Raw genomic sequence first — 22686 nt, 5'->3', positions numbered from 1 at the left:
TTTGTTCGTAACCATGACGAATTAAATACGAGTTTTCGACGGAGTCAACATAAACAAGAGCGGCCATATGAATTAGTTCGTCCTGTTGACGAATAAACTCGCCTGGCCTAACTATTGGGGGAATGAGAGGAACCGCAATGGACATTTTTGTCGAACCAAATGGTGCTGATCTACAGCAGTTCATCGACAGGCTGGCTGCCGCCGGCGGGGGAACGCTTCTGTTGCAGGCGGGACGTCATGTATCGGGTCCGATCCGGCTTCGCAGCGATGTAACTTTGTCGATTGAGGAGGGCGCGACGCTCGAGTTCGTCCCCGACTATGAGCTTTATGCGCGAAATTCGGTAAGTGTAGTCGCGGAGGGATCCGATCGCGCCTATATCGTGGCACATGACGTAAATAACATTGCGATCATCGGCAAAGGCAGGATTGTCGGTTCGGCATACGCCTTCAACACCGGCTTCGACAAGACTGTCGGCACCTACACACCGAACGAGAAGCGCCCGAGGGTCATCGTGCTCGAGGATTGCAGCAACGTCAGGCTCGAAGGCGTTACCATCGAGGAATCCCCGATGTGGACCGTTCACCTCGTCCGCTGCAACGCGGTCATCGTCAGCGGCATTAAAGTACTCAACAATCGGCAACTTCCGAACACGGATGGAATCGTTATCGACAGCTGCATAGACGTCAAGGTGAGCGAAATCGTCATCAGCACGGCTGACGACGGCATCTGCCTCAAGACCAGTCGGAGCGAAAAGGGCATCGGACGTTGCGAGAATATCGACGTCTCGGATTGCCTCGTCGAGAGCAACAGCTGTGCGTTGAAGATCGGCACTGAGAGTTTTGGCGACTTCCGCAATGTTCGGTTTACGCGCTCCAAAGTGCGGGACTCAAATCGAGCCCTGGGTATTTTCTCGCGCGACGGCGGAACCATCGATAGTGTCGTCTTCTCGGATATCGAGATCGACTGCCACGAGACAGCCGACGGCTTCTGGGGCTCGGGCGAACCGCTGACGATTACGCAGCTTGATCGTCGCCCGGAGATACCCGCTGGCGTCGTCAGCAATGTCCGCGTCGAGAACGTCACCGGTCGTAGCCACGGCCCTGTCAACCTCTTCGCGGAGCGAAGCGGTGGGATCGCCGGAATAACCCTCCGCAACGTGCAATTGACGATGCAGGAAGGTCCCTTGGGAACAGCCAAGCAATATGACCTGCGCCCCACGAATATCGACCTGTCCCCGCCCAAGGACGTGGAGGGTCGCGGCAATGCCTGGCTGCGCGGCGCCGATGGCAAGATCATCGGCCTTGTCGATTATCCGGGAGGCATGCCGGCCGTCTTTGCCCACAATACCGCAGACCTCATGCTTGACGGCGTTGACGTCCAGCGTCCGGATCCCCTTCCCAAGGGCTGGAACAACACGGCCCTGTGCATTGACGACCAATCGCCTTCGCCGCTTGCTGCAACCATCAGTCTCTGAGCGCGCCACGCAGACGGTGAATATGTTTGGCGCCGATCCCACAACAACCGCCGACCATGGTTGCGCCGGCCTCCACCCATGAACAGGCAAAGCGCGAATAGATGTCATCATCGAGGTCGCTGCGCGTCTCGTGGAGGCCTTGGTTGGCCGCAGCATCTGCTTGCTCGCCCTCAAAGGCGTTCGCATATACGCCAATCTTGATTGGCGAGGCACGTTCCTTGAAGATCTGGCCGGCAGCACCGACGGCTGCGCGCATGACTTCCGGCTTGCTGCAATTGAACAAAAGCGCGTCTGCACCCGATTGCGCCGCCCATAGCGCAGCCTGCTCGACCAACTCGCCCGAGCGCAGCTTTGGTGCCGCACCCCTTGTCTGTGCAGCATCGTCGGCCAGGGTGAATGAGATCCAGAACGGCTTGCCGGTCTGGGCGACCGCGGCACGAACGGCATCCCCCTCGGCAATGAGGCTCAGCGTTTCACCCAGCCAGACATCGACATAGGGAGCGAGATTCTGCACGAATACGGTGAGATAGTCCTGTACCCGCAAAGGATCAAACTTCTGCGGTTCGTAGGAACCGAAAATGGGCGGTAGCGATCCGGCAACCAGGACCTTGCGATCGCTGCAGGCGTAGGCTGCGTCACGGGCAAGCTTCCCCGAGCGGGCGAGCAATGCAGCGCCTTCCTTCCAAAACCGGTCCTCTCCGATGTGAAAAGGCACGACAGCATAGCTGTTGGTCGTAATGACGTCGGAGCCGGCGGCAACGAATTCGTCGTGGACCTTGCGAACAATGTCTGGCGAATTGATAAGCGCCAGAGCCGACCACTCCGGTTGCTTCAGCTCGGCGCCAAGCCGCAGAAGTTCGCGGCTCATGCCGCCGTCGAGGATGCAGACTTTATTCATGGGAGCATTCCGAACTTGGATCAGGGGTTATCAGGAGCCAGAGAGCGGCAATCATCGTTGCGGCCGCTGGAGGTCGAAAAGACATGTTCCTCTTGTTACCGTCGCACTGGCACCTCCGCCTCAAGGCGGCTGAAGACACGGGCAATCGTGGCGGTGAGAATGAGATAGAACACAGTCACCACGATCAGTGGCTCATAGACGAGCAATGTGTCCTGGCGGACTTTGCTTGCGACTGCATAGAGATCCATTACGGTGACTGTGAAGGCGAGTGGGGTCGCTTTCAACTGCATGACGATTTCACCACCGATCGTTGGCAATGCGATGCGGATGGCCCTGGGCAGCCAGATGCGCCGGGTCAGCATGAACCGCGACATTCCGAATGCGCGGCCTGCTTCCAATTCACCTTTCGGTACAGCAAGCAGCGCGCCGCGCAATACTTCCGCCTCGTAGGCGGCATAGTTCAGGGTGAAACTCACGGCCGCAAAGAAGAAGCCCTCGCGCAGCACGGGCCAGAACAGGCTCTGGCGGATACCGGGGATCATCGGGAGCAGCGAACCGACACCATAGTAGAGAAGCCAGAGCTGGATAAGCAGGGGCGTGCCACGGAAGAAGGTGCAATAGCCCTTAGCGAAATATTTGATGGCGGGGCCGCCGCTTATCTGCGCAAATGCAAGGCCGATTGCAAGTGCAAAGCCGAAAACAACCGAGATCACCAGAAGCAGAACGGTCTGTGCGGCGCCTGCGAGAAGAAGCGGCCAATAGGAGGCCATCCATGTGAAGGTCATGGCGGTGCACTCCTTAGGCTGGCTTCGGTTGGCCGCGCCGCACATGACGCTCGATCAGACTGAAGACGACGTTGGAGACAAGCGTGATGGCGAGGTAGAGAAGCGCTGCCGCCAGGAAGAAGATGAAGTAGTGCTTGGTGCTTGCACCGGCCAGGCGAGTGGCGAGCGCGAGCTCTTGGTAACCGACGACGGCTACCAGCGCGCTGTCCTTGGTAATCGACATCCATAGATTGGCAAGGCCCGGCAACGCGCTCGGCAAGAGCGCCGGCAGGATGACGCGCCGAAAACGCAATTGCGGCCCCATGCCGAAGGCCTTCGCCGCCTCGATTTCGCCTGCGGGAATGGCAAGTATTGCTCCCCGCAGCACCTCGGTCATGTAGGCACCCTGCACGAAGCCGAGCACGGCAACGGCGACGACGAAGCCATTCACCTCTATATGCGGCAGACGAAACGTTGCCAGGAGCCGATTAAGGCCGTCCATGCCGGCATAATAGAGCCCGACGATCAAAATCAGTTCCGGAATGGCGCGAACAGCCGTTGTATAGAGATCGAGCAGCAGGCGAAGCGGCCGGTTGCCGGAAAGCTTGCCAAGAGCGCCTCCCGTCCCAAGCAGAATCCCGATCAGGAAGGCGCCGGCAGAAATCGCAATCGTCGAGACGGCACCCACGAGCAACGTTCCGCCCCATCCAGGTGGATAGGGTGAAAGAAGCTCGAAGATCCCTTGTCGGGCCGCCGCCATCGTCGGGACCGCCTAGTTTGCGCCGTAGATGTCGAAGTCGAAGTACTTCCTGGTGATTTCGTCGTACTTGCCGCTGGCGCGTACTGCGGCGATAGCGGCGTTGAGCTTCGCCTTTAGCTCGGCATCTTCCTTGCGCAGGCCGCCGGACACCCCTGCCCCGAGTATCTCCTTGTCATCTGCAACGTCACCGGCCTTGGTGCAGCAATCCTTGCCGCTATCGCTTTTCAGGAAGGCATCAAGGGCAAGTGAATCCCCGAACACGTAGTCGATGCGTCCGGCAGCGAGGTCCTGGAATGCCTCATCGAGCGTCTGATAGGTCTTCTCGTCCGCGACCCCGGCAAAATACTTCTTGAAGTAGTCCGACTGAATGGTGGAAACCTGGATGCCGATGGTCTTGCCCTTCACATCCTGCGCAGTTGCGCCGAGCTTTTCATCCTTCGGCCCGATCAGCGTGCTGGGAGTGTTGTAATATTTGTCTGTGAAATCGATGACCTTCGAACGCTCGGGCGTATTCGACATGGACGACCAGATAACGTCGAACTTCTTGCTCTGCAGGGCAGGAATGAGGCCATCCCAGGACAGCTCTACAATTGAGCATTGCTCCTTCATCTCTTCGCATACGGCATTCATCAGATCGATTTCCCAGCCTTGCCATTGGCCGGAGGCATCCTTGGCGAAGAACGGCGGATAAGATTCGTTCATGATGCCGAAACGAAGCTCAGCCTGAGCGGTGATGGTCGAAAAAGCCAGCGCCGCGCCGGCAAGAAGCATGGGGAGCAGTTTCATGTTTCAAGATTCTCCTGATGTGGTTGTATGTGAAAGCGCCAAGTGTCAGCGCGTCAGCATGCCGGTAAATTCGCGGCAGCGCGCGCTAAGGGGAGCGTCGAAGATCTGTTCCGGGCGGCCCTCTTCCTCGATCCGCCCCTTGTGCAGGAAGAGGATGCGGCTTGAGACATCGCGCGCAAAACGCATCTCGTGGGTAACGATGAGCATGGTTCGCCCCTCCTCGGCGAGGTCGCGTATGACCTTGAGCACTTCGCCGACCAGCTCCGGGTCAAGTGCGGACGTCGGCTCGTCAAAGAGCATCACTGACGGCTCGATACAAAGCGCGCGGGCGATCGCCGCTCTTTGCTGCTGGCCGCCGGAGAGAAACGCCGGATAAGCGTCGCGCTTGTCGGAAAGGCCGACCTTGGCAAGGAGCGCTTCTGCCTTCTCGATCGCCTCCAGGCGCGGAACACGAAGGACGTGAACCGGGGCCTCGATAATGTTCTCGAGCACTGTCTTGTGTGCCCACAGATTGAAACTCTGGAAGACCATGCCGAGGCCGGCGCGCATCCGCTCGATCTGTCGCCAGCTCTTTGGCTGCAATTGCCCCCGGTGCGTCCGCTTCCAGGCGACTTCCTCGCCATTGACGATGATACGACCGCGGTCCGGAACCTCCAACAGATTGATGCAGCGCAGAAAGGTGCTCTTTCCAGAGCCGGATGAACCAATGATCGAAATCACGTCGCCCGGACGGGCCGTTGCGGAAACGCCCTTGAGGACTTCGTGCGAGCCAAAGCTCTTGTGTAGGTCATCGACACGGAGTGCCTGGGAGGACGGTTCTGGCATTCACAATTCCGTAGGAGCAATTTGGGCAGAATATCGCGAACATGCGCGAATTTTGCGCGCAAAGGCAAACCAAAATGCATAATATGTGCAAAAATCTCTTCTCATTGCGTGTTTTCGGATAGAATGAACGAAGCAGTTTGCCGCTCGTGCGTCGAAGGAGACAAAAATGGAAAAACTGGATCACTTTGACCGCGACATTCTGCAACTCGTGCAGCGTAACTGCCAGCTCACCGCCGAGAGCATTGCCGACGACGTCGGTCTTTCCACCTCGGCGGTTCAACGCCGTCTGAAGCGCCTGCGCGAAGAGGGGATCATCAAGGCGGAGGTGGCGATTGTCGAGCGCAAGACAACCGGCACGCCCATGGTGTTTATCGTCGGCATGGAAATTGAGCGGGACAATTACGATGCACTGGCGAAATTCCGGCTCTGGGCGGAAAAGCAGGATCACATCCAGCAGGTCTACTATGTTACGGGAGCCGTGGATCTCATTGCCATCGTCACCGCCCGTGACGTCGAGCACTATGACGACATCGCAGCCCTGATCATGGCGGAAAACCCTCAGATCCGGCGCATGCATACCAATGTGGTACTTCGCGACGTAAAGCTTGGGCTCTTCGTCCCGCTTTCAGGTGCAACCGACGACTGATTGGGACCGGCGCGCATCGACGCCAGTGTTTTTCTCTACAAACCAGCGGCGGCGACAACGCTGGCGGTGCTCGCCACGTCCACGGCCTTGGCCGGATGGAAACCGGAACGACGCGCTGCCCGCGTTCAACCCTTTCGGCCTGCGCCCGGCTCGCCTGCGCAATCCTGGTAAGGTCAGGGATTGGCGAAAGCGACGTCAGCGGCATGCGGTTGGCTTTGCGCCATAGCCATCCGGATAGATACTGACGGGGCCGCCCCGTCTCCGAGGCGTCAATCTGCTGGACGGCTCGGGACTACAGGTCGCCGGAGTTGCCGAAGCGCTCAGCTTTTCCGATCCGGCGTATTTCAGCGGCTTCTTCAAACGCCTTACCGACATCTCCCCGCGCGCGCATCGCGCCGGCGCCATTTCTGAAAAAAAGCCGAACGCAGAAACAAGCTAATACGGCCTGGCCCTGAGAGCCGGATCTCACCGCTTAAGCGGTGGCGCCTTTCAGCCAGAAGGATACTGACACTGCCTATCTTGGCGATCACGTGGAGTATGAAATCAGAACCAGCAACGGCTTGGTTGTCATCTTTCCTCGGTGGAAAGGGCACCTGACGCCTTTGACAGACTTGGAAATTGGCTTCAAGGATCGCAAGATTGCCATCACTGGCGGCTGAGCGGCCGCATTTCATCAAGGAAAGATTTTTATGACATTCCATGTCGTACCCGGGCTCGAAGCACGTTTTGGGCTTGCCGAAGCTGTGGCCCGCGAAGCAGGAGCAATGGCGCTCGATTACTTCAAACGCCGCGACACACTGGTCGTCGAAACCAAACGCGATCCGCAGGATGTCGTCTCGATCGCCGATCGGGATGTCGAAAACCTGATCCGCGCCCGGTTCAAGGAAGCCTTCCCTACCGATGGCGTGCTCGGCGAGGAGCATGGACTTGAACAAGGCAGCTCCGGGTTTACCTGGGTCGTCGATCCGATCGACGGCACAAGCCCGTTCGTCAACGGCATGCCGAACTGGTGTGTCTCCATCGGCCTGTTGCATGACGGCGTGCCGGTTGTCGGTGTCATCTGCGCACCATGCCACGACGAGCTTTATGCTGCAGCACTGGGCAAGGGCGCAAGGCTGAACGGCCAGAAGCTGTCGCTGGATGCGTCGCGGACTGTTCGAAACGCCGTTACCGGCATCGGCGCCAACAACCATGTCACGCCGGCTCTTGTGGCTGGGATCGTGGAACGCCTTTTGGAGGCGGGCGGCAATTTCATCCGCAATGGATCGGGCGCCCTGATGCTTGCCTATGTCGCAGCAGGCCGTCTCGTCGGCTATTACGAGCCGTACATGCATGCCTGGGATTGCATTGCCGGGTACTGCCTCGTGAAGGAAGCAGGCGGTTGGTACTATCCTTTTCCCACGGCAGGGGAAGGGCTGACGAAGGGCGCACCCGCGCTTGCTGCCGCGCCCGGTGCGATCGACGATCTGCGCAAGATCGCCTGTATCTGATCCCTCTTCATCGACCGACGGCCGGTCGCGCCAGGAGTGGCATGGCCGATGCCTTCGCCTTAAAGAGTGCGGTGGCGATATCTGCAGGCCAGGGCCTACCGGCCCCGAAAAACCCATCGGGGCTCGTGTGGGAGCTTCTCCTGGATCCGAACGACGCTGCGCGTCCCAAAGGAATTGCGATGGTGCCGACCATCGGGCCAAGGCGAAAGGCTGTGGAAAGTCACCCTGCCACACCCTATCTACATCTATGCCGGGTTTCCGATACCCGATGCTGTGATATTGCCCGATCTTATTCGGGAGAGATTCGATGGCCTTGATCGATATTCTGACGTCCGTGGCTCTCGCGGCGACTGCAACTGTCACCGCGTCCATATCGCCGGCTCAGACGTCAACTCCTGCCTTCCGTCCATTTGGCGTTTCACAGGATGCCCTGCCCTCCGCGCTCGGTTGCAAGCCGATCTACGGCAATCAGCCGGATACGACAGGACAATATTCGTGCAGCAGCTTGCCGGACGGAAATGACCTCTACGACCAGTATGTGCTCGCCTATGTCAGCGGGATGGGAATCTGCAACGTCGTTGCCGTTTCTCGCTACATCGACGATGATCAGCGTGGCACCACGACGCGCCAAGTCTACAAGGAAGCGGCTTCCTTACTCGCCTCCCAATTTGGTCCCGCAGACGAGAAGATCGACCATGTCGCTGCGTCCAAGTTCGAAAAGGACGGAATGTTCAAGGAAGCGGTCATTGCCCAGGAGCGACAGATCTTCGAGCAATGGGACAACCTGAGCACAAAGTTTCAAAATGCCCAATCTGCCAGCGTGACCATTTCCGGCAGCGAGGACGCGGGATTGGCCGTCTACAGCATTCTCCGCTTCGCCCACAACGATGCGTGCCTCAGCAATCTTGAGCAGCAGACGGGGCTATCCGGCAACGATGCAGAATGACTGGTGCTGGCTGAAGATTTCAAACAGAAGGCCGCCAGCCGGCGGCCCAAGGTAAAACAGCTCAGGCGTCCGATCGAGCCCGACCGCGTTTCTGGTCAGGATATGAACAGTGCCCGCAAGCGAGAGAACAATCCCGGCCGTTCAGCGCCGAGAATTCCCCGCACATGATGGGCTGCCGTTGCGGCGTTGACCGTCGCGCCGAAATGGCAATAGCAAAGAATATTGTGTAGTTCACCGTCGGTGAGACTGAAGAATTTTCTGGCCTGACCGTAGGTGTCATCTTCCAATCCGGCAGCCCGCAGGATCGGATCCTCGAAGGCGACCGAAATCGGCGAGTTATCACTACGCAGGAGCGATAAGACTGATGTCGGCTGATGCTCCGTCTGGTAGAGGGTCGCCAGTCGTCGATGCGGACTAAGCTCGAGAAGCTCCACCCAGCGCTCGAGACGTTCGGTTCGCGACATGATGCGGTGCGGATATGTCTGGTCGATATCCGCAATATTCTGCAGTTGCTCCAATGTCTGATGTTTCATGGCGGGCTCCATTCGGCTGAAATCTGCGTAGCCCCGTTCGCGTACGCCCTGTGTAATTGAGCTAGGGGACGGGGAAGCCCAATCAAGATAGCTTGGCAAGGATTTATTGAAGATCGCGCCGACCGCCGGCGCTATCGACCTGAAAGGAGAAGCGCTTGCACGTTGGGGCGGCAGAACCTTTGCCCGGCAGGTCGCCTACATGCCGCAGTTTACGCGGGCAACCGACGGCATGACGGTTCGCGAACTGGTGGCGCTCTGCCGCTTTCCCTGGCACGGGACGCTCGGCCGGTTTACCAGCGAAGATCACAAACTGGTCGACGAAGCCATCGAGCGCACCGATCTTGAGCGTTTTGCATTGAGCTCGCTCGCCCACCTGTGCGGCGGCGAAAGGCAGCGCGCCTGGATTGCGATGATGCTGGCGCAGAATGCGCAATGCCTGCTTCTCGATGAGCCGACCTCTGCGCTGGACCTTCTGCACCAGGACGGGGTTCTGGCGCTGCTTTGCGAACTCAGCCACGAGCGCCGGCTGACAATCGTCGTCGTCCTCCACGATATCAATCTGGCCGCCCGCTACAGCGATGAAATCGTGGCCCTGAAGAATGGCCGCGTCTTCGCACACGGCGCGCCTGCCAGGATCGTGATTCCGATGTCCTGAAATCGGTCTTCGATATGGAGATGGGCGTCTTTGCGCATCCGGTCAGCAATGACCCGATCAGCTACATCCTCTAGACAACGGCATTGGTCATTGGTGCGGGACCAAGATCGCCTGGTCCAGGGACCGCATTCAAGCCAACAATCTATTAATTCTATGGACTAAGAAATACACAGCCGCCACGGCCGGCAAATTGGAAAAGTCTTACCTCGAAGCCCCTCCCCGGATGCTGCATGGTGACGCCAAACAGAACGGGAGTCAGCCATGAACGCGCAACTGCACCACCTCGTAGCGGACCGATCCGCAGCGAATTCTCTTGAGAATGAACAGCAGGCGATTGCTGTCGCGCAGGAGCTTGCCAAGCGGTTTGAGACAAGCGCATCAAGGCGAGACCGTGAGAGGCTGCTCCCCTTCGCCGAGATCGACGCCCTGTCGCAATCCGGCCTGCTTGGTATCACGGTTCCCGAGCAGTATGGCGGGCTCGACGTGTCCAATTCGGTGCTCGCCGAGATCACTGCAATTCTTTCCGAAGCAGACGGCTCGATTGGTCAGATTCCGCAAAACCATTTCTACATCCTGGAGGCGCTGCGCACCGACGGAACGGAAGAGCAGAAGCAGTTTTATTTCGGTCGCGCGCTTGCCGGCGACCGCTTCGGCAATGCTCTTTCGGAGCGCGGCACAAAGACCGTCGGCCACTACAATACCCGCATCAAGCGCGATGGTATCGGCTACCGCATCAACGGGCAGAAATACTACTCGACGGGCGTCCTGTTTGCCGACTGGATCACGATCTTCGCACTCAATGAGGAAGAGCGGCTGGTCATGGCCTTCGTGCCGAAGGGCACCGAGGGCGTGGAGATCGTCGACGACTGGGACGGCTTTGGTCAGCGCGTCACCGGCAGCGGCACGACGGTTCTCAACAATGTCTACGTCCACGCAGGTTCCGTCGTGCAGCATCAAAAAGGGTTTGAGCGTCCGACGACCATCGGCTCTGTCGGGCAGATCATTCATGCCGGCATCGATCTCGGTATAGCCCGCGCTGCCTTCAACGAAACACTCGACTTCGTGCGGACCAGGTCGCGCCCCTGGACGAATAGCGGCGTCGACCGCGCCTCGGACGATCCATTGACGATCGCCAGGATCGGCCAGATTGCCATTCGGCTGGAGGCTGCAGCGGCGACGATCGAGCGGGCCGGCCGCAAAGTGGATGCAGCACAGATCGACATGACGGAGGAGAAGGTCGTGGCGGCGACGCTTGCGGTGGCGGCCGCAAAGGTTCTGACGACCGAGATCGCCCTTGAAGCCACCAATACCCTCTTCGAACTTTCCGGCACAGCATCCGTGAAACTCGATCTCAATCTCGATCGGCACTGGCGCAATGCTCGAACCCACACGCTGCACGATCCAGTGCGTTGGAAGAACCACGTCGTCGGCAATTATCACCTGAACGGCGTCATACCGCCCAAGAGTGGCGCCTTGTAAAAGGATCAACCAGAACAAAGCCCCATTCCCGCGGCGGGAATGGGGCTTTGCTTAATCAGGATGACGCGCTTCAACTGTAGAGGCTGACCTCAGGAATCTTGTCGTTCAGAACGAATTCACCGACTTCCTTGGCCTTGTAGAAGACCGGGTCATGCAGGGTGTGCGTGCGCACATTTCGCCAGAAACGATCGAACCGATATCGCTCCGCCGTCGAGCGCGCACCTGTCAGCTCGAAGATGCGCGACGTGATGTCGAGCGAGACATGGGTCGCATGGACCTTGGCGGCATAGGCCTCAGCGGCGGCTTCGCCACGCTCGCGCTCCGTCACATGATGCCCTCTGGCGAGGCCCGCCTGCACGGCTGCCGCGGCGGCGTCCGCCAGTGCCGCCGATGCTTTCAGCGCTGCCGTGAACTCGCCGATGCGCTCGAGAATGTAGGGGTCGTCGGCAGCGCGCTCGACGCCTGACGTCACCCACGGTCGGGTCGTCGTTTTGACGTAGTCGATCGCTGCCTGCAGCGCTCCTTCGGCCGTACCGAGATAGAAATTGACGAAGACAAGCTGGATCAGCGGCGTATTGAAAGTGGCGAGCACGGACGGCGCTGCATCGGGCGCATCGACGAAATCCTCCTCGTAGACGGGGAAGTCGTGAAACTCGACACTGCCGCTGTCGGACAGGCGCTGGCCGAAATTGTCCCAGTCGTCATTGGCGGTATAGCCTGGGCGGCTTGTCGGGACCGCAAAGCCAACGATCTTGTCGTCCAGGCTCGCATTGGCGTTGATGTAATCGGAGACGTGCGCCGCCGTAGAGAAGGACTTGCGACCGTTGAGCACATAACCACTGCCGCGACGCGTCAGGACAAGGCCGGGATCGCGCGGATTGACGGCGGCTCCCCAATAGAAGTTCTTGGCGGCCGTCTCCGCCCCTAGAATGCGGGCGCGGGCCTGGTCGAATGCCCAGTAGACGTACTGGCTGTTGACGAAGTGATAGCCGAGCAGCTGGCCGATTGAGCTTTCGCCGCGTGCGAGAATGCGCGTAAGCCTCAAACCGTCCACCCAGTCCAGTCCGCCGCCGCCGATCTCTGGCGCATGGAGGGCATTCAAAAGGCCAGAACTCTTGAGTTTGACGATCTCGGCAAGCGGTGGGCGCCCCTCACGATCAAGGTCGGCAGCGCGCCTGGAGAGATCGGCGGAAATGATCTCGGCGCGGGAGAATAGATCCTCTCGGCTGGTATTGCGATTGGTGGCAAAGAGCACGTTGGGCTGGCTCATGGGATCGGACTCCGATTCTTGACATGACACCGGCAGGGCACCGTTGCCCCGCCGAAGGATCGAGGCAGACAGCTTAGAAAAGCTTGTCGGGAATCCAGCTTGCGGTCGCAGCGTCACTCGTGCTGAAGGCCGGCACCTTCGCAGCCAGCTCCTCGATCGTCTTGACGCCGGCCGCGCGCAAGCTTTCCTGTGTCAGCAATGTCGGCTTGACGGTGATCTGATGGGGAATTTCCTGGCCCGCGACCTGCAGCGCCGCCGCACGAACGGACACGGCCCCGACGACTGCCGGATTGGTCGCAACGGTTGCCACCCAGGGGCTGCCCTCTTCCGTGATCTCCTGAATGTCTGCAGTCGAAACATCGGCGGAATAGATCTTGAGCGTCTTGGCAATGCCGAGATCGTTTGCCGCCAACTTCACGCCGCGCGCAAATTCGTCATAAGGCGCGAAGACGACTTTGATATCGGGATTGGCCGAAAGAACGGCCTTCGCCTGATCCGCTGTCGAGGTTGCTGTCGTATCGTTGACGACACCAAACCGCGCCTTCTCCACGACGCCGGAATTTTCCGATCTGAACTTCTCCCAAACCTCGTTGCGGCGGTCGAGCGGCGCGAAGCCGGCGACATAGGCGTAGCCGGCATTGAAACTCTTGCCATTGTCCTTCGCTGCCTGATCGAGGGCCAGTTGCGCAAGCTCGTGATCGCTCTGCTCGACCTCAGGGATTTTTGGATTATTGAGGTTTACGTCGAACGCGACGACCTTGATGCCCTTGTCCAGCGCTTTTTGGGTGACGTCCCCCAAGGATTCCGGCAGGCCGTGATCGATCACGATGGCGGATACGCCAAGGTTGATCGCCTGCAACACCTGTTCGCGCTGTTCGGCTGCGTCCTGGCGGCCCGGGAAGACACGCAGATCGACATCGAGCGACTTCGCCTGCGCTTCGGCGCCAGCCTGATAGGCCTGGAAGAAGTCGCCAGCGGAAATGTAGCTGATCAGTGCAATCTTGACGCCACCCTTGTCGAAGGGAGCCGGCGCACCGGCGAGGCCTCCGGCAAGGGCCGCCTCGGAGACGCAAAGGGGGATGGCAGCGCTCAGGGCCAGCCGGGCAAGAAGTTTCATCGTCGCATCCTTTAAACAATCGAAAGCGTCGTCTGACGGAAGGCCGGTTCCGGCGACGCTCGATCTATTAAATATAAACTCTATACTTTTAGTAGATTAAATCATCCGATTTTGCGAGCACGCAGAGATTCTTTGTTTCGCTCGCAAGGCCTGCCCGGCAAAGGCTTGCCTGGAAGTTCGCCCATCCTCCAGGCCAATATCAGCGCGCTCAAGGCTGATCGGACGACAAGCGATGCCACTTCTTCACATAGAAAACCTGACCCGCAGTTTCGGCGCAACGCGCGCGCTGACGGGGATCGATCTTTCCATCGACCGGGGAGAGATCGTGGCACTGATGGGCGCCAACGGTGCGGGAAAGTCTACCCTGGTTAAAATCCTGTCGGGGGTGCTTGCCGCAGACGGCGGCAAGATCCGCCTCAACGGACACGCCTTCGCTCCCCGTACGCCCCTTAAGGCCAGCGATGCCGGTATAGCGACCGTTCATCAATCGACGGATATCATCGGCGCCTCAGGGCTCACGGTTGCGGACGCACTGCTCCTGCATCGCTTCGCCGCGCGCCGCACACCGTTCTTCGTCTCGCGCAGCAGCCTTCGTCGCCAGGCGCAGGCAATGCTCGATGCTGCGGGCTTTTCCCTGCCGCTCGATCGCGACTTCGGCGACCTCGCTGCGGCGGACCGCCAGCTTGTGGCCATCGCTCGCGCGCTCGCAGACAGGGCTGATCTGCTGATCCTCGACGAGCCGACTGCCAGCCTTTCCGGCGACGAAAGCCGCCGACTATTCGATATACTTCTGCAACTGCGCGCAAAGGGCCTTGCGATCCTCTACATATCCCATCGCACCGCCGACCTTAAAGCCGTCGCAGATCGAGCCCTTGTCATGCGCGGCGGTCGGGTGGTCCGCAGCTTTCGCCGACCGATCGACTTCTCGAGCGCCATCGAAGCAATGATCGGCCGTCGGCTGGAAGCGGCACGTCCGGATGCACGCGGCCAGGCTGGACCGGTGGTCCTTGAGATGCGCAACGCACGGCTCCTGGCGACAAGCCAATCCTTCGATCTGACGATCCGGGAAGGAGAGGTTGTCGCGGTCACCGGCGCACTCGGTGTCGGCAAGAGCCGGCTGCTGTCGGCCATCTTCGGCGTGAGCCGGCTGGCAGGCGGCAAGATGTTGCTCGACGGGCAACCGCATGCGCCGCGATCACCGGCAGAGGCGATTGCAGCTGGCGTTGCAATGGCTGCGGAAGACCGCCACCGCTCATCCTTGATGCCTGCCGGTTGGCCGGGGCATCCACTTGCAGCCACGGTCAGCCTTCCGCACCTAAAGAAGTGGTATCGCCGGGGCTTTCTCGTCGGCGACCGCGAACGACGCGAGGCAACGCAGGCAATTTCCCGTCTCGGGATCAAGGCTTCGGATCCCTTTGCCTCCGTCTGGAGCCTTTCCGGCGGCAACCAGCAAAAGGCTGTAATCGCCCGCTGGGAGGCCGAACCAAGCCGACTGCTTCTGCTCGACGAGCCCTTCCAGGGCGTCGATGTCGGCGCACGCCGCGACATCATCGAGACGATCAGGGCCCGTACCGATCGCGCCACACTGATCGCAACCTCCGATCCGCAGGAGGCCTATGAGGTCGCCGACCGGATCCTGGGCATCGATCGCCATACGCTGCGGCCAATCGCAACCGCCAGCAGAGCCATTCAGGGGACATACGCATGACGACGATCGGCGAGACCGCACAGCCAGAAGAAGCAGGCACGCCTGAAGGCAATCATCGAGATATCCGCAGCGCCAGCGTGTTCCTGCGCTCGGGCGCTGTCTTCATTCTGCTCGGGCTTATGCTTGGCGGCTTTGCCTTTGCGGAGCCCGCCTTCATCAACATCGGCAATCTGATGAGCATCCTGCAGGCAGTCTCCGTCGTCGCGATCCTCGGAGCCGGCGTCACGGTAACATTGGCTGTCGGTGGCTTCGACCTGTCGATCGGCGCCATCGCCGCCTCGAGTGTCATGGCCGCAAGCTACGCCATGATCGTCTGGCAGCTTGATGCCTTTGCGACGGTACCTTTGGTGCTGGCCTTCGGCGCTGCAATCGGACTGGTCAACGCGTTCCTGATCGTGCGCCTGCGTGTACCCGATCTGCTGGCGACGCTTGCCATGATGTTCCTTTTGTCCGGCTTGCAGCTCATTCCGACAGCGGGCCGATCGATCTCGGCCGGCCTGGTTCTGCCGGATGGCTCGAAGGCGGCAGGGGCTTATGATCCAGCCTTTCTCCTCATCGGCCGGTACAGCTTCCTCGGCACGTTGCCCGTCTCGGTCCTGCTGATGGGACTCGTAACCCTTGTTCTCTATGTCCTCACCGAACGCACGCGCATTGGCCGTCTCATGTTTGCAACCGGCGGCAACGAGGTGGCGACACGGCTGGCGGGCGCATCTCCCGAGCGACTGAAGACGCTTGCCTATGTGATTTCAGCAACGCTCGCCTCGCTTGGCGGTGTCGTCATCGCTGCCCGCGTCGGGCGCGGCGACGTATCATCCGGCGGTTCGCTGCTGATGGATGCGGTGGCTGCTGCTCTGATCGGTTTTGCCGTCCTCAACCTTCGCCGCCCCAACGTGCTTGGAACCCTGGTGGGAGCGGTCTTCGTTGGTGTGCTCTTGAACGGACTGACGATGCTGAACGCGCCCTACTACACACAGGACTTCGTGAAGGGTGCGGTTCTGGTTGGCGCCCTGACCCTTACCTACGGTCTTGGCCGCAACCTGGATCGCTGAGGACTGACTGCAACCTTGCGAAATTTTCCTGTCAGGCGGCGCTTTTGGAATGAAGTTTCTCCTTAATGATACAAATCCATATATTTTATGGATTAATGGCAAACGAGAGGGCTATTTTCATGACTGAAGAAACTGCATCCGGCTTCGGCCGCCGCGAAATCCTGAAGCTTGCGGCGGTCGCCGGGGCAACTTTTGCAGGCGCGGGCGTTTTTGCTTCGGCATCAGCAAGTGCTGCAGAAGACGGCCTTTCCCTGAAAGGCAAGCGCGTCGCGATCAGCGCCACCGGCACCGACCACTATTTCGATCTGCAGGTCTATAACGCCCAGATCGAAGAGGTAAAACGGCTTGGCGGTGAGCCGATTGCCGTCGACGCCGGACGCAACGACGGCAAGCTGATCGCCCAGCTGCAGACGCTGGTTGCACAAAAACCCGACGCGCTTGTGCAGATTCTCGGCACGCTCAGCGTCATCGACCCGTGGCTGAAGAAGGCTCGCGACGCCGGCATTCCGGTGCTGACCGTCGATGTCGGCTCGACCAATTCGCTTAACAACACGACCTCGGACAACTGGGGCATCGGCAAGGATCTCGCCTTGCAACTCGTGTCCGACATCGGCGGCGAAGGCAACGTCGTCGTCTTCAATGGCTTTTACGGCGTCACACCCTGCGCCATCCGCTACGACCAGCTGGTCAACGTCATCAAGTACTTCCCGAAGGTGAAGATCCTTCAACCGGAACTGCGCGACGTTATCCCGAACACCGTTCAGGACGCGTTCACCCAGATCACAGCGATCCTTAACAAGTATCCGCAAAAGGGTTCGATCAAAGCCGTCTGGTCGGCCTGGGATATTCCGCAACTGGGCGCAACGCAGGCGATTGCCGCGGCCGGTCGCAACGAGATTAAAACCTACGGCGTCGACGGCAGCCCGGAGGTTCTGCAGCTCGTTGCCGATCCCAAATCTCCCGCAGGTGCCGATGCTGCCCAGCAGCCGGCCGAGATCGGTCGCGTCGCCATCCGCAACGTCGCCAGGCTGCTGGCCGGGCAAAGCCTGCCACGCGAAACCTATGTTCCAGCTCTCCTCGCAAACAAGCAGAACGTCGGTGAGATTACCAGGAAGCTTGGCATCGGCTGACATCGGTCTCGCGATGCGGCGAGATCGCATCGCATTTTTTCTCTCAACGGTGAGTAAGATGACCGCACCCCCTGCTGCTGAAACGGCCGAGCATGACGACGACATCATTCGTTTTGACCGGATCGCGAAACGCTTTGGTGGCGCGCAGGCGCTTCAAGGCGCCTCGCTTGCGGTGCGACGCTGCACCGTGCATGGCCTCGTCGGTCAGAACGGCGCCGGCAAATCGACACTCATTAAAATCCTTGCCGGCCTGCATAGACCCGACGAAGGGCACATCGAAGTCGAAGGGCGCGGCTATGAGAGCCTGACCCCGCATCTGTGCGAAGAGCTTGGCATCCATTTCATCCATCAGGACCGGCTGCTGGTGCCGACCTTCACCGTCGGGGAAGCGCTTTTTCTCGGCCGCGAGATCCGCCTTTCCGGGACGCCGTTTCTCGATCGCCGCGCCATGCAACGGCGAGCAGACGAAATCCTTTTAAATTATTTCGGCCTGCGGCTGCCGAAAGATGCCCTGATCAGCGAGCTTTCCACCGCCGAACGGCAGATCGTCCAGATCACCCGCGCCCTGCTCAATCAGCCAAAAGTGCTGGTCTTCGATGAGCCGACGGCAGCGCTGGTCCGGCGTGAGGCCGAAACGCTCTTCCGGCTGATCCGACGCCTTCGCGATGAAGGCGTCACCATCATCTACATCTCCCACTATCTCAATGAGATCGAGGAACTGTGCGACCATGTGACAGTGTTGCGCAACGGCCTCGATGTCGCCTCGCTGCCGATCGCCGAAACATCGGCGAAGGCCATCGCTGGCCTGATGATCGAGCGCGATATCAACGAGATGTTCCCCAAATCGCATGTCGAACCGGGTGCCGAAATCCTCAAGGTCGAGACCCTCGCGGCACCAAACCGCTACGCTGAGGTGAGCTTTACGCTCCGCCGTGGCGAGGTGCTCGGCATCACCGGCCTGCTGGGATCCGGCGCGAAGGATCTCATCCGCACGCTCTTCGGACTGGAACAGGCAGCATCCGGCCGGATCGAGATGGGAAACAAGATCGTACAGCTGCGCAATCCCATTGAGGCCGTCGAGCAAAGCGTCGCACTGGTGCCGGAGGATCGCCGCGGCCATGGCGTGGGTCTCGATCTCAGCCTCCGCGAGAACATCACCTTGTCAAGCCTCGCGCGATATACCCGCTTCGGCTTCCTGAAGCGCAAGCGTGAACGTTCCGACACCGACGATCTCATCCGGCGCCTGCAGATCAAGACGGCTGGACGAGACGCTCTGGTGCGCACGCTTTCCGGCGGCAACCAGCAGAAGGTCGCAATTGCCAAATGGCTGAGCCGACAATCGGAAATCTATCTCCTGGACGAGCCGACCGTCGGCGTCGATATCGGCTCGAAGGTGGAGATTTACGCGTTGATTGGAGAGCTCGCCGCCCGTGGCGCTGGCGTTATCGTCCTTTCCTCTGATCTACCGGAGCTTGTCGGCATCACCGATCGGATCCTCGTTTTCTTCCGCGGGCGTGTCGTGCGCGAATTCGCCTCCTCGGACACCACGACGGATGAAGTACTGGCGGCATCGACCGGCGCTTCGGAAGGATTGCGCCATGTCGGCTGATATTCAGTTCGCTTGCCCGCCTGCCAATGCCGACGGCGACGCGCCGAGCGCGAAGGGCAATCTCGCGGCCGTATCCCTTCGCTTCGGCTCGCTGCTCGCCTTTGCTTCCATTCTTGTCATCTTCTCGCTGACCGCCCCCTATTTCCTGACAATCGGCAACATTGGCAATGTTCTCGGTCAGTCGACCATCGCAGGCGTTCTTGCGATCGGCTTGACAATTGTACTGATCGCCGGCGGTTCAAACGTCGTCACTGGCGGCATCGATCTCTCGCTTGCCGCAAACATGGGGTTGAGCGCTGCGGTCTATGCTTCGCTCATTCAGCTCGGCTACGGCGATGCGATCGGAGCCGCGGCTGCAATCCTCACCGGGATTGCGATCGGTGCCGTCAATGCTGCCGCGGTCGTGCTCGCCGGCATCGTACCGCTTCTGGCAACGCTTGCCGTGATGAATGTTGTTGCCGGCCTCGAGCTGGTTCTGACTGAGAATACCGTGATACCCGCCTCCACCGACGCATTGACCGCGATTTCGACGTCCGACGGCTTCGGCATACCCATCCTCGCCTATATTCTCATCGGCCTTACTGCATTTGTGGCGGCAGTCATCCAGTACACGCCGCTTGGTCTGCGGCTTTACGCAGTCGGTGAATTTCCGGACGCTGCCCGTGCAGCGGGCCTACCCTTCAAGCGTCTTGTTGCCGGTGCGTTTATCGCAAGCGGCCTGTGCGGTGGCCTGGCCGGTATCCTCTCGGTCTCCTACCTCAGCGGCAGTACGACGGGTTCCGGGGAAATGCTTCTGCCCGTCGTCGTCACCGCCCTTCTTGGTTCGGTGTTTTCGCGTCGCCTTGTGCCGACCGTCACGGGCACCTTGATATCGGCGCTCTTCGTCGGCTTCCTCGTCAACGGCTTCCAGCTTCTGAACCTGCCGAGCACCCTTGTCAGCGGTGTGCAGGGTCTCCTGATCCTGATCGTCGTCTCCGCCACGACCCTTTTGCGCAAACGAAAGATCTGACCATGTCCGCCTCAATTCCCGCCGGACGATCCCTCGCCGGTCTTTCCCGCTACGGCCTGATACTGGCCCTCATTACCGTCTTTTCGATCTTCTGTGCCGCCGCTCCGACCTTCCTGACGACGGGCAATCTGCGGAGCATTCTCATCAACAACTTTACGCTTCTTGCCATCGTCTCGATTGCCATGACACTTGCGGTATCGGCCGGCGGGATCGACCTCTCGGTCGGCACGGCAGTCGATTTTGCAAGCTTCGCCTTTGTATCTCTGGTCCTTTCTGGAAAGCCCGTCGTGCTGGCGCTGCTTACAGCCCTTCTGGCCGGCGGTTTCGTTGGAGCCTTCAATGCGATCCTCATCTCCGCGATCGGCGTCTCGCCATTTTTGGCAACACTCGGCACGCTGTTCATCGGCCGCAGTATCCAGCAGTTGCTGACGAATGGCGGCAACCCTGTCTATCTGCCGCCAACAGCCGTCCCCGATGCCTTTCGCTTTCTCGGCCATGGAACGATTGCCGGCATCCCCGTTCCGCTGCTGATCGCAGCGGCTGTCATCGCGGGCGCCGCCGTCTCGTTTTCCCTCACCCGCTTCGGGCGGGTGGTGGTCTCGATCGGCATCCAGCCAAGCGTCGCGCGCTATTCGGGCATCGGCCTTGGCCGGCATGTCGCCGCCACCTTCATTCTTGCAGGCACGGTCGCGGCAATCGCCGGGATCATTCTGACATCGACAGTCACGGTTTACATTCCCTCCTCAGGCAATGCCTTCTTGCTCAACGCCATCGGCGCCACCTTCATCGGTACGGCTTTCTCGCCATTCGGCCGTCCGAATGTCGCCGGTACCGTACTCGGCGTTCTGCTTCTCAGCATCGTCGCCAACGGCCTGCTTCTGACCGGGCTGAACTTCTACTGGCAGCAGGTCGGCACCGGCAGCCTCATCTTCGCAGTGCTGGCCTTCAGCTTCATCAACAAGAAAGCGGTCGGCGCGTGATCGCGGCCGAACCAATCCAATGCAGGAACTCTGACATGAGCCGAGAAATCAGGCTGAACGCCTTCGACATGAATTGCGTCGGACATCAGTCGCCCGGCCTCTGGCGCCATCCACGCGACAAATCCTGGACCTACAAGGATCTCGACTACTGGGTCCACCTTGCCAAGACCTTGGAGCGGGGCAAGTTCGACGGGCTCTTCATCGCCGACGTGCTCGGTGTCTACGACGTACTGAACGGCAACGTCGATGCGGCACTGCGCCATTCGGCTCAGGTGCCGGTCAACGATCCACTGCAGCTCATCCCGACCATGGCCTATGAGACCGAGCACCTCGGCTTCGGGCTGACGGCATCGCTCTCCTTCGAACACCCCTATACCTTTGCACGCAGGATCTCGACGCTCGACCACCTGACGAAGGGCCGCGTGGGCTGGAATATCGTCACCTCCTACCTTAACAGCGGCGCGCTGAATGTCGGCCAGCCTGCACAGACCAACCACGATGATCGCTATGACCTCGCCGAGGAGTATCTCGAGGTCTGCTACAAGCTTTGGGAAGGCAGCTGGGAGGAAGACGCCGTCGTAAGGGACCGTCAGAAAGGTGTCTTTACGGATCCGCGCAAAGTGCATCCCATCCGCCATTCGGGCAAGCATTTCACGGTGCCGGGGATCCATCTCAGCGAGCCCTCACCCCAGCGTACGCCCGTGCTCTATCAAGCGGGTGCCTCCAGCCGGGGCAAGGACTTCGCAGGCGCTCATGCCGAGTGCATTTTTGTTGCCGCACCGTCGAAAGCCGTGCTCAAGCGCTATGTTGCCAATGTGCGCGAGGCCGCCGAGCGGGCCGGCCGCAACCGGCGCGATATCCTTGCCTTCAATCTGCAGACGGTCATCCTCGGCGAAACCGACGCACAAGCGCAGCGGAAGTTCAACGAATACCGGCAATACGCATCCCTCGAGGGCGCGCTGACGCTGATCTCCGGTTGGACTGGCATCGACTTTGGCCAGTTCGGGCCTGACGAGGTGCTGCGCCACCGCTATACCAATGCCGTGCAGTCCGCCGTCGAGACCTTCACAACGATCGATCCCGGCAAGGAATGGACCGTGCGCGAAATGGCCGACTGGGTCGGCGTCGGCGGCTTCGGGCCGGTCTTTGTCGGCTCACCGTCAACGGTCGCGGACCTGATGCAGGAATGGGTCGAGGAAACCGACGTCGACGGTTTCAACATTGCTTATGCGGTCACCCCGGAGAGCTTCGAGGACACGGTCGAGCTCCTTGTGCCGGAACTGCAGAAACGCGGCGTCTACAAGAGCGAGTATCGACCAGGAACCCTTCGCGAAAAGCTCGCAGGCACAGGTCCGCGCCTGCAGGCACCGCATCCAGGTTCGACCTATCGCAATCTCGCAAACACATCGACGAAGCTTGCGATGTGAGGACAGGAAGCTGTGGCAAAAAACATGACGTCTTCACGCGTGCGGCCGAATGTCTGATCATTGTCGGCTCAGCGCAGGAGGCAACCCAAGATGTTCGCGTACTGACCTTCGACGAACTGCTGGCGAGACG

Annotated in this window: 20 protein-coding genes and 1 pseudogene; 13 read left to right on the top strand and 8 right to left on the bottom strand. The window is 59.9% G+C overall.

The genetic code is table 11. The features are described 5' to 3' along the window. Nucleotides 1-137 precede the first annotated feature (137 nt). The gene (locus tag ATY79_RS15620; RefSeq protein WP_088704300.1) at nt 138-1475 is read left to right on the top strand and encodes a glycosyl hydrolase family 28 protein; all 1338 of its coding nucleotides are present in this window, start codon (nt 138-140) and stop codon (nt 1473-1475) included. Here the strand turns inward: ATY79_RS15620 and ATY79_RS15615 are convergent. The 5 genes from ATY79_RS15615 to ATY79_RS15595 form a co-directional block, all read right to left on the bottom strand. Next, nucleotides 1465-2373, bottom strand: coding sequence for a homocysteine S-methyltransferase family protein (locus ATY79_RS15615; protein WP_088704299.1), 909 nt, complete (start codon nt 2371-2373; stop codon nt 1465-1467). The genes ATY79_RS15620 and ATY79_RS15615 overlap by 11 nt on opposite strands. A 95-nt stretch (nt 2374-2468) precedes the next feature. Next, nucleotides 2469-3158 (bottom strand): ABC transporter permease, encoded by a 690-nt coding sequence (locus ATY79_RS15610; RefSeq protein WP_088704298.1) that lies wholly within the window; start codon nt 3156-3158, stop codon nt 2469-2471. Between the two features lie 13 nt (nt 3159-3171). Then, complete coding sequence (locus ATY79_RS15605; protein WP_088704297.1) at nt 3172-3897, bottom strand: ABC transporter permease subunit; 726 nt, start codon at nt 3895-3897, stop codon at nt 3172-3174. 12 nt (nt 3898-3909) lie between these two features. Further along, nucleotides 3910-4683: a transporter substrate-binding domain-containing protein gene (locus tag ATY79_RS15600; RefSeq protein ID WP_088704296.1), complete on the bottom strand. Its 774-nt coding sequence runs from the start codon at nt 4681-4683 to the stop codon at nt 3910-3912. A gap of 45 nt (nt 4684-4728) precedes the next feature. Beyond that, nucleotides 4729-5508, bottom strand: a complete 780-nt coding sequence (locus tag ATY79_RS15595) for an ATP-binding cassette domain-containing protein (protein WP_088704295.1) — start codon at nt 5506-5508, stop codon at nt 4729-4731. A 166-nt stretch (nt 5509-5674) separates the two neighbouring features. On the opposite strand from ATY79_RS15595, the gene ATY79_RS15590 reads away from it, so the two are divergent. The 3 genes from ATY79_RS15590 to ATY79_RS15575 all read left to right on the top strand — a co-directional run bounded on the left by ATY79_RS15590 (nt 5675) and on the right by ATY79_RS15575 (nt 8590). Continuing rightward, complete coding sequence (locus ATY79_RS15590; RefSeq protein WP_088704294.1) at nt 5675-6154, top strand: Lrp/AsnC family transcriptional regulator; 480 nt, start codon at nt 5675-5677, stop codon at nt 6152-6154. A 689-nt stretch (nt 6155-6843) separates the two neighbouring features. Continuing rightward, nucleotides 6844-7644 (top strand): inositol monophosphatase family protein, encoded by an 801-nt coding sequence (locus ATY79_RS15580; RefSeq protein ID WP_088704292.1) that lies wholly within the window; start codon nt 6844-6846, stop codon nt 7642-7644. Between the two features lie 307 nt (nt 7645-7951). Next, nucleotides 7952-8590 (top strand): hypothetical protein, encoded by a 639-nt coding sequence (locus ATY79_RS15575; RefSeq protein ID WP_088704291.1) that lies wholly within the window; start codon nt 7952-7954, stop codon nt 8588-8590. A gap of 95 nt (nt 8591-8685) precedes the next feature. Here the strand turns inward: ATY79_RS15575 and ATY79_RS15570 are convergent, their stop codons facing one another. Next, a complete protein-coding gene (locus ATY79_RS15570) occupies nt 8686-9123 on the bottom strand; it encodes a hypothetical protein (protein WP_088704290.1) in 438 nt (145 codons plus the stop codon). 109 nt (nt 9124-9232) lie between these two features. Between ATY79_RS15570 and ATY79_RS15565 the strand changes: the two are divergent. Both ATY79_RS15565 and ATY79_RS15560 read left to right on the top strand, forming a co-directional pair. Beyond that, nucleotides 9233-9852: pseudogene (locus ATY79_RS15565) on the top strand (ATP-binding cassette domain-containing protein); the annotation flags it as partial. A gap of 187 nt (nt 9853-10039) precedes the next feature. Next, nucleotides 10040-11257, top strand: a complete 1218-nt coding sequence (locus tag ATY79_RS15560) for an SfnB family sulfur acquisition oxidoreductase (protein ID WP_088704289.1) — start codon at nt 10040-10042, stop codon at nt 11255-11257. Nucleotides 11258-11327: 70 nt separating this feature from the next. On the opposite strand, the gene ATY79_RS15555 is transcribed toward ATY79_RS15560, so the two are convergent. Both ATY79_RS15555 and ATY79_RS15550 read right to left on the bottom strand, forming a co-directional pair. Beyond that, nucleotides 11328-12527, bottom strand: a complete 1200-nt coding sequence (locus ATY79_RS15555; RefSeq protein WP_088704288.1) for an acyl-CoA dehydrogenase family protein — start codon at nt 12525-12527, stop codon at nt 11328-11330. 73 nt (nt 12528-12600) lie between these two features. Then, the gene (locus tag ATY79_RS15550) at nt 12601-13644 is read right to left on the bottom strand and encodes a substrate-binding domain-containing protein (protein WP_088704287.1); all 1044 of its coding nucleotides are present in this window, start codon (nt 13642-13644) and stop codon (nt 12601-12603) included. Nucleotides 13645-13876: 232 nt separating this feature from the next. Here ATY79_RS15550 and ATY79_RS15545 point away from each other — a divergent pair, with 232 nt between their 5' ends. From ATY79_RS15545 to ATY79_RS15515, 7 genes are all read left to right on the top strand, one after another. Further along, the gene (locus ATY79_RS15545) at nt 13877-15352 is read left to right on the top strand and encodes a sugar ABC transporter ATP-binding protein (RefSeq protein WP_088704286.1); all 1476 of its coding nucleotides are present in this window, start codon (nt 13877-13879) and stop codon (nt 15350-15352) included. Further along, entirely contained in the window at nt 15349-16401 is a 1053-nt protein-coding gene (locus ATY79_RS15540; RefSeq protein ID WP_088704285.1) for an ABC transporter permease, read from the top strand. The genes ATY79_RS15545 and ATY79_RS15540 overlap by 4 nt, the downstream gene beginning before the upstream one ends. Before the next feature lie 119 nt (nt 16402-16520). Further along, nucleotides 16521-17531 carry a sugar ABC transporter substrate-binding protein gene (locus ATY79_RS15535; RefSeq protein WP_088704284.1) on the top strand — a complete coding sequence of 337 codons (1011 nt, stop codon included), beginning with the start codon at nt 16521-16523 and terminating at the stop codon, nt 17529-17531. A gap of 58 nt (nt 17532-17589) precedes the next feature. Next, nucleotides 17590-19140 carry a sugar ABC transporter ATP-binding protein gene (locus tag ATY79_RS15530; protein WP_088704323.1) on the top strand — a complete coding sequence of 517 codons (1551 nt, stop codon included), beginning with the start codon at nt 17590-17592 and terminating at the stop codon, nt 19138-19140. After that, complete coding sequence (locus ATY79_RS15525; RefSeq protein WP_088704283.1) at nt 19130-20149, top strand: ABC transporter permease; 1020 nt, start codon at nt 19130-19132, stop codon at nt 20147-20149. The genes ATY79_RS15530 and ATY79_RS15525 overlap by 11 nt, the downstream gene beginning before the upstream one ends. A gap of 2 nt (nt 20150-20151) precedes the next feature. Beyond that, nucleotides 20152-21129, top strand: coding sequence for an ABC transporter permease (locus ATY79_RS15520; protein ID WP_088704282.1), 978 nt, complete (start codon nt 20152-20154; stop codon nt 21127-21129). 35 nt (nt 21130-21164) lie between these two features. Further along, a complete protein-coding gene (locus tag ATY79_RS15515; RefSeq protein WP_088704281.1) occupies nt 21165-22556 on the top strand; it encodes an LLM class flavin-dependent oxidoreductase in 1392 nt (463 codons plus the stop codon). Nucleotides 22557-22686: the final 130 nt, after the last annotated feature.

Origin of the sequence: Rhizobium sp. R693 (assembly GCF_002211315.1) — a bacterium.
Taxonomy (GTDB): Bacteria; Pseudomonadota; Alphaproteobacteria; order Rhizobiales; family Rhizobiaceae; genus Rhizobium.
The sequence above is the reverse complement of the archived record's forward strand: the minus strand, read 5'-3'. Positions and strand labels throughout refer to the sequence as shown.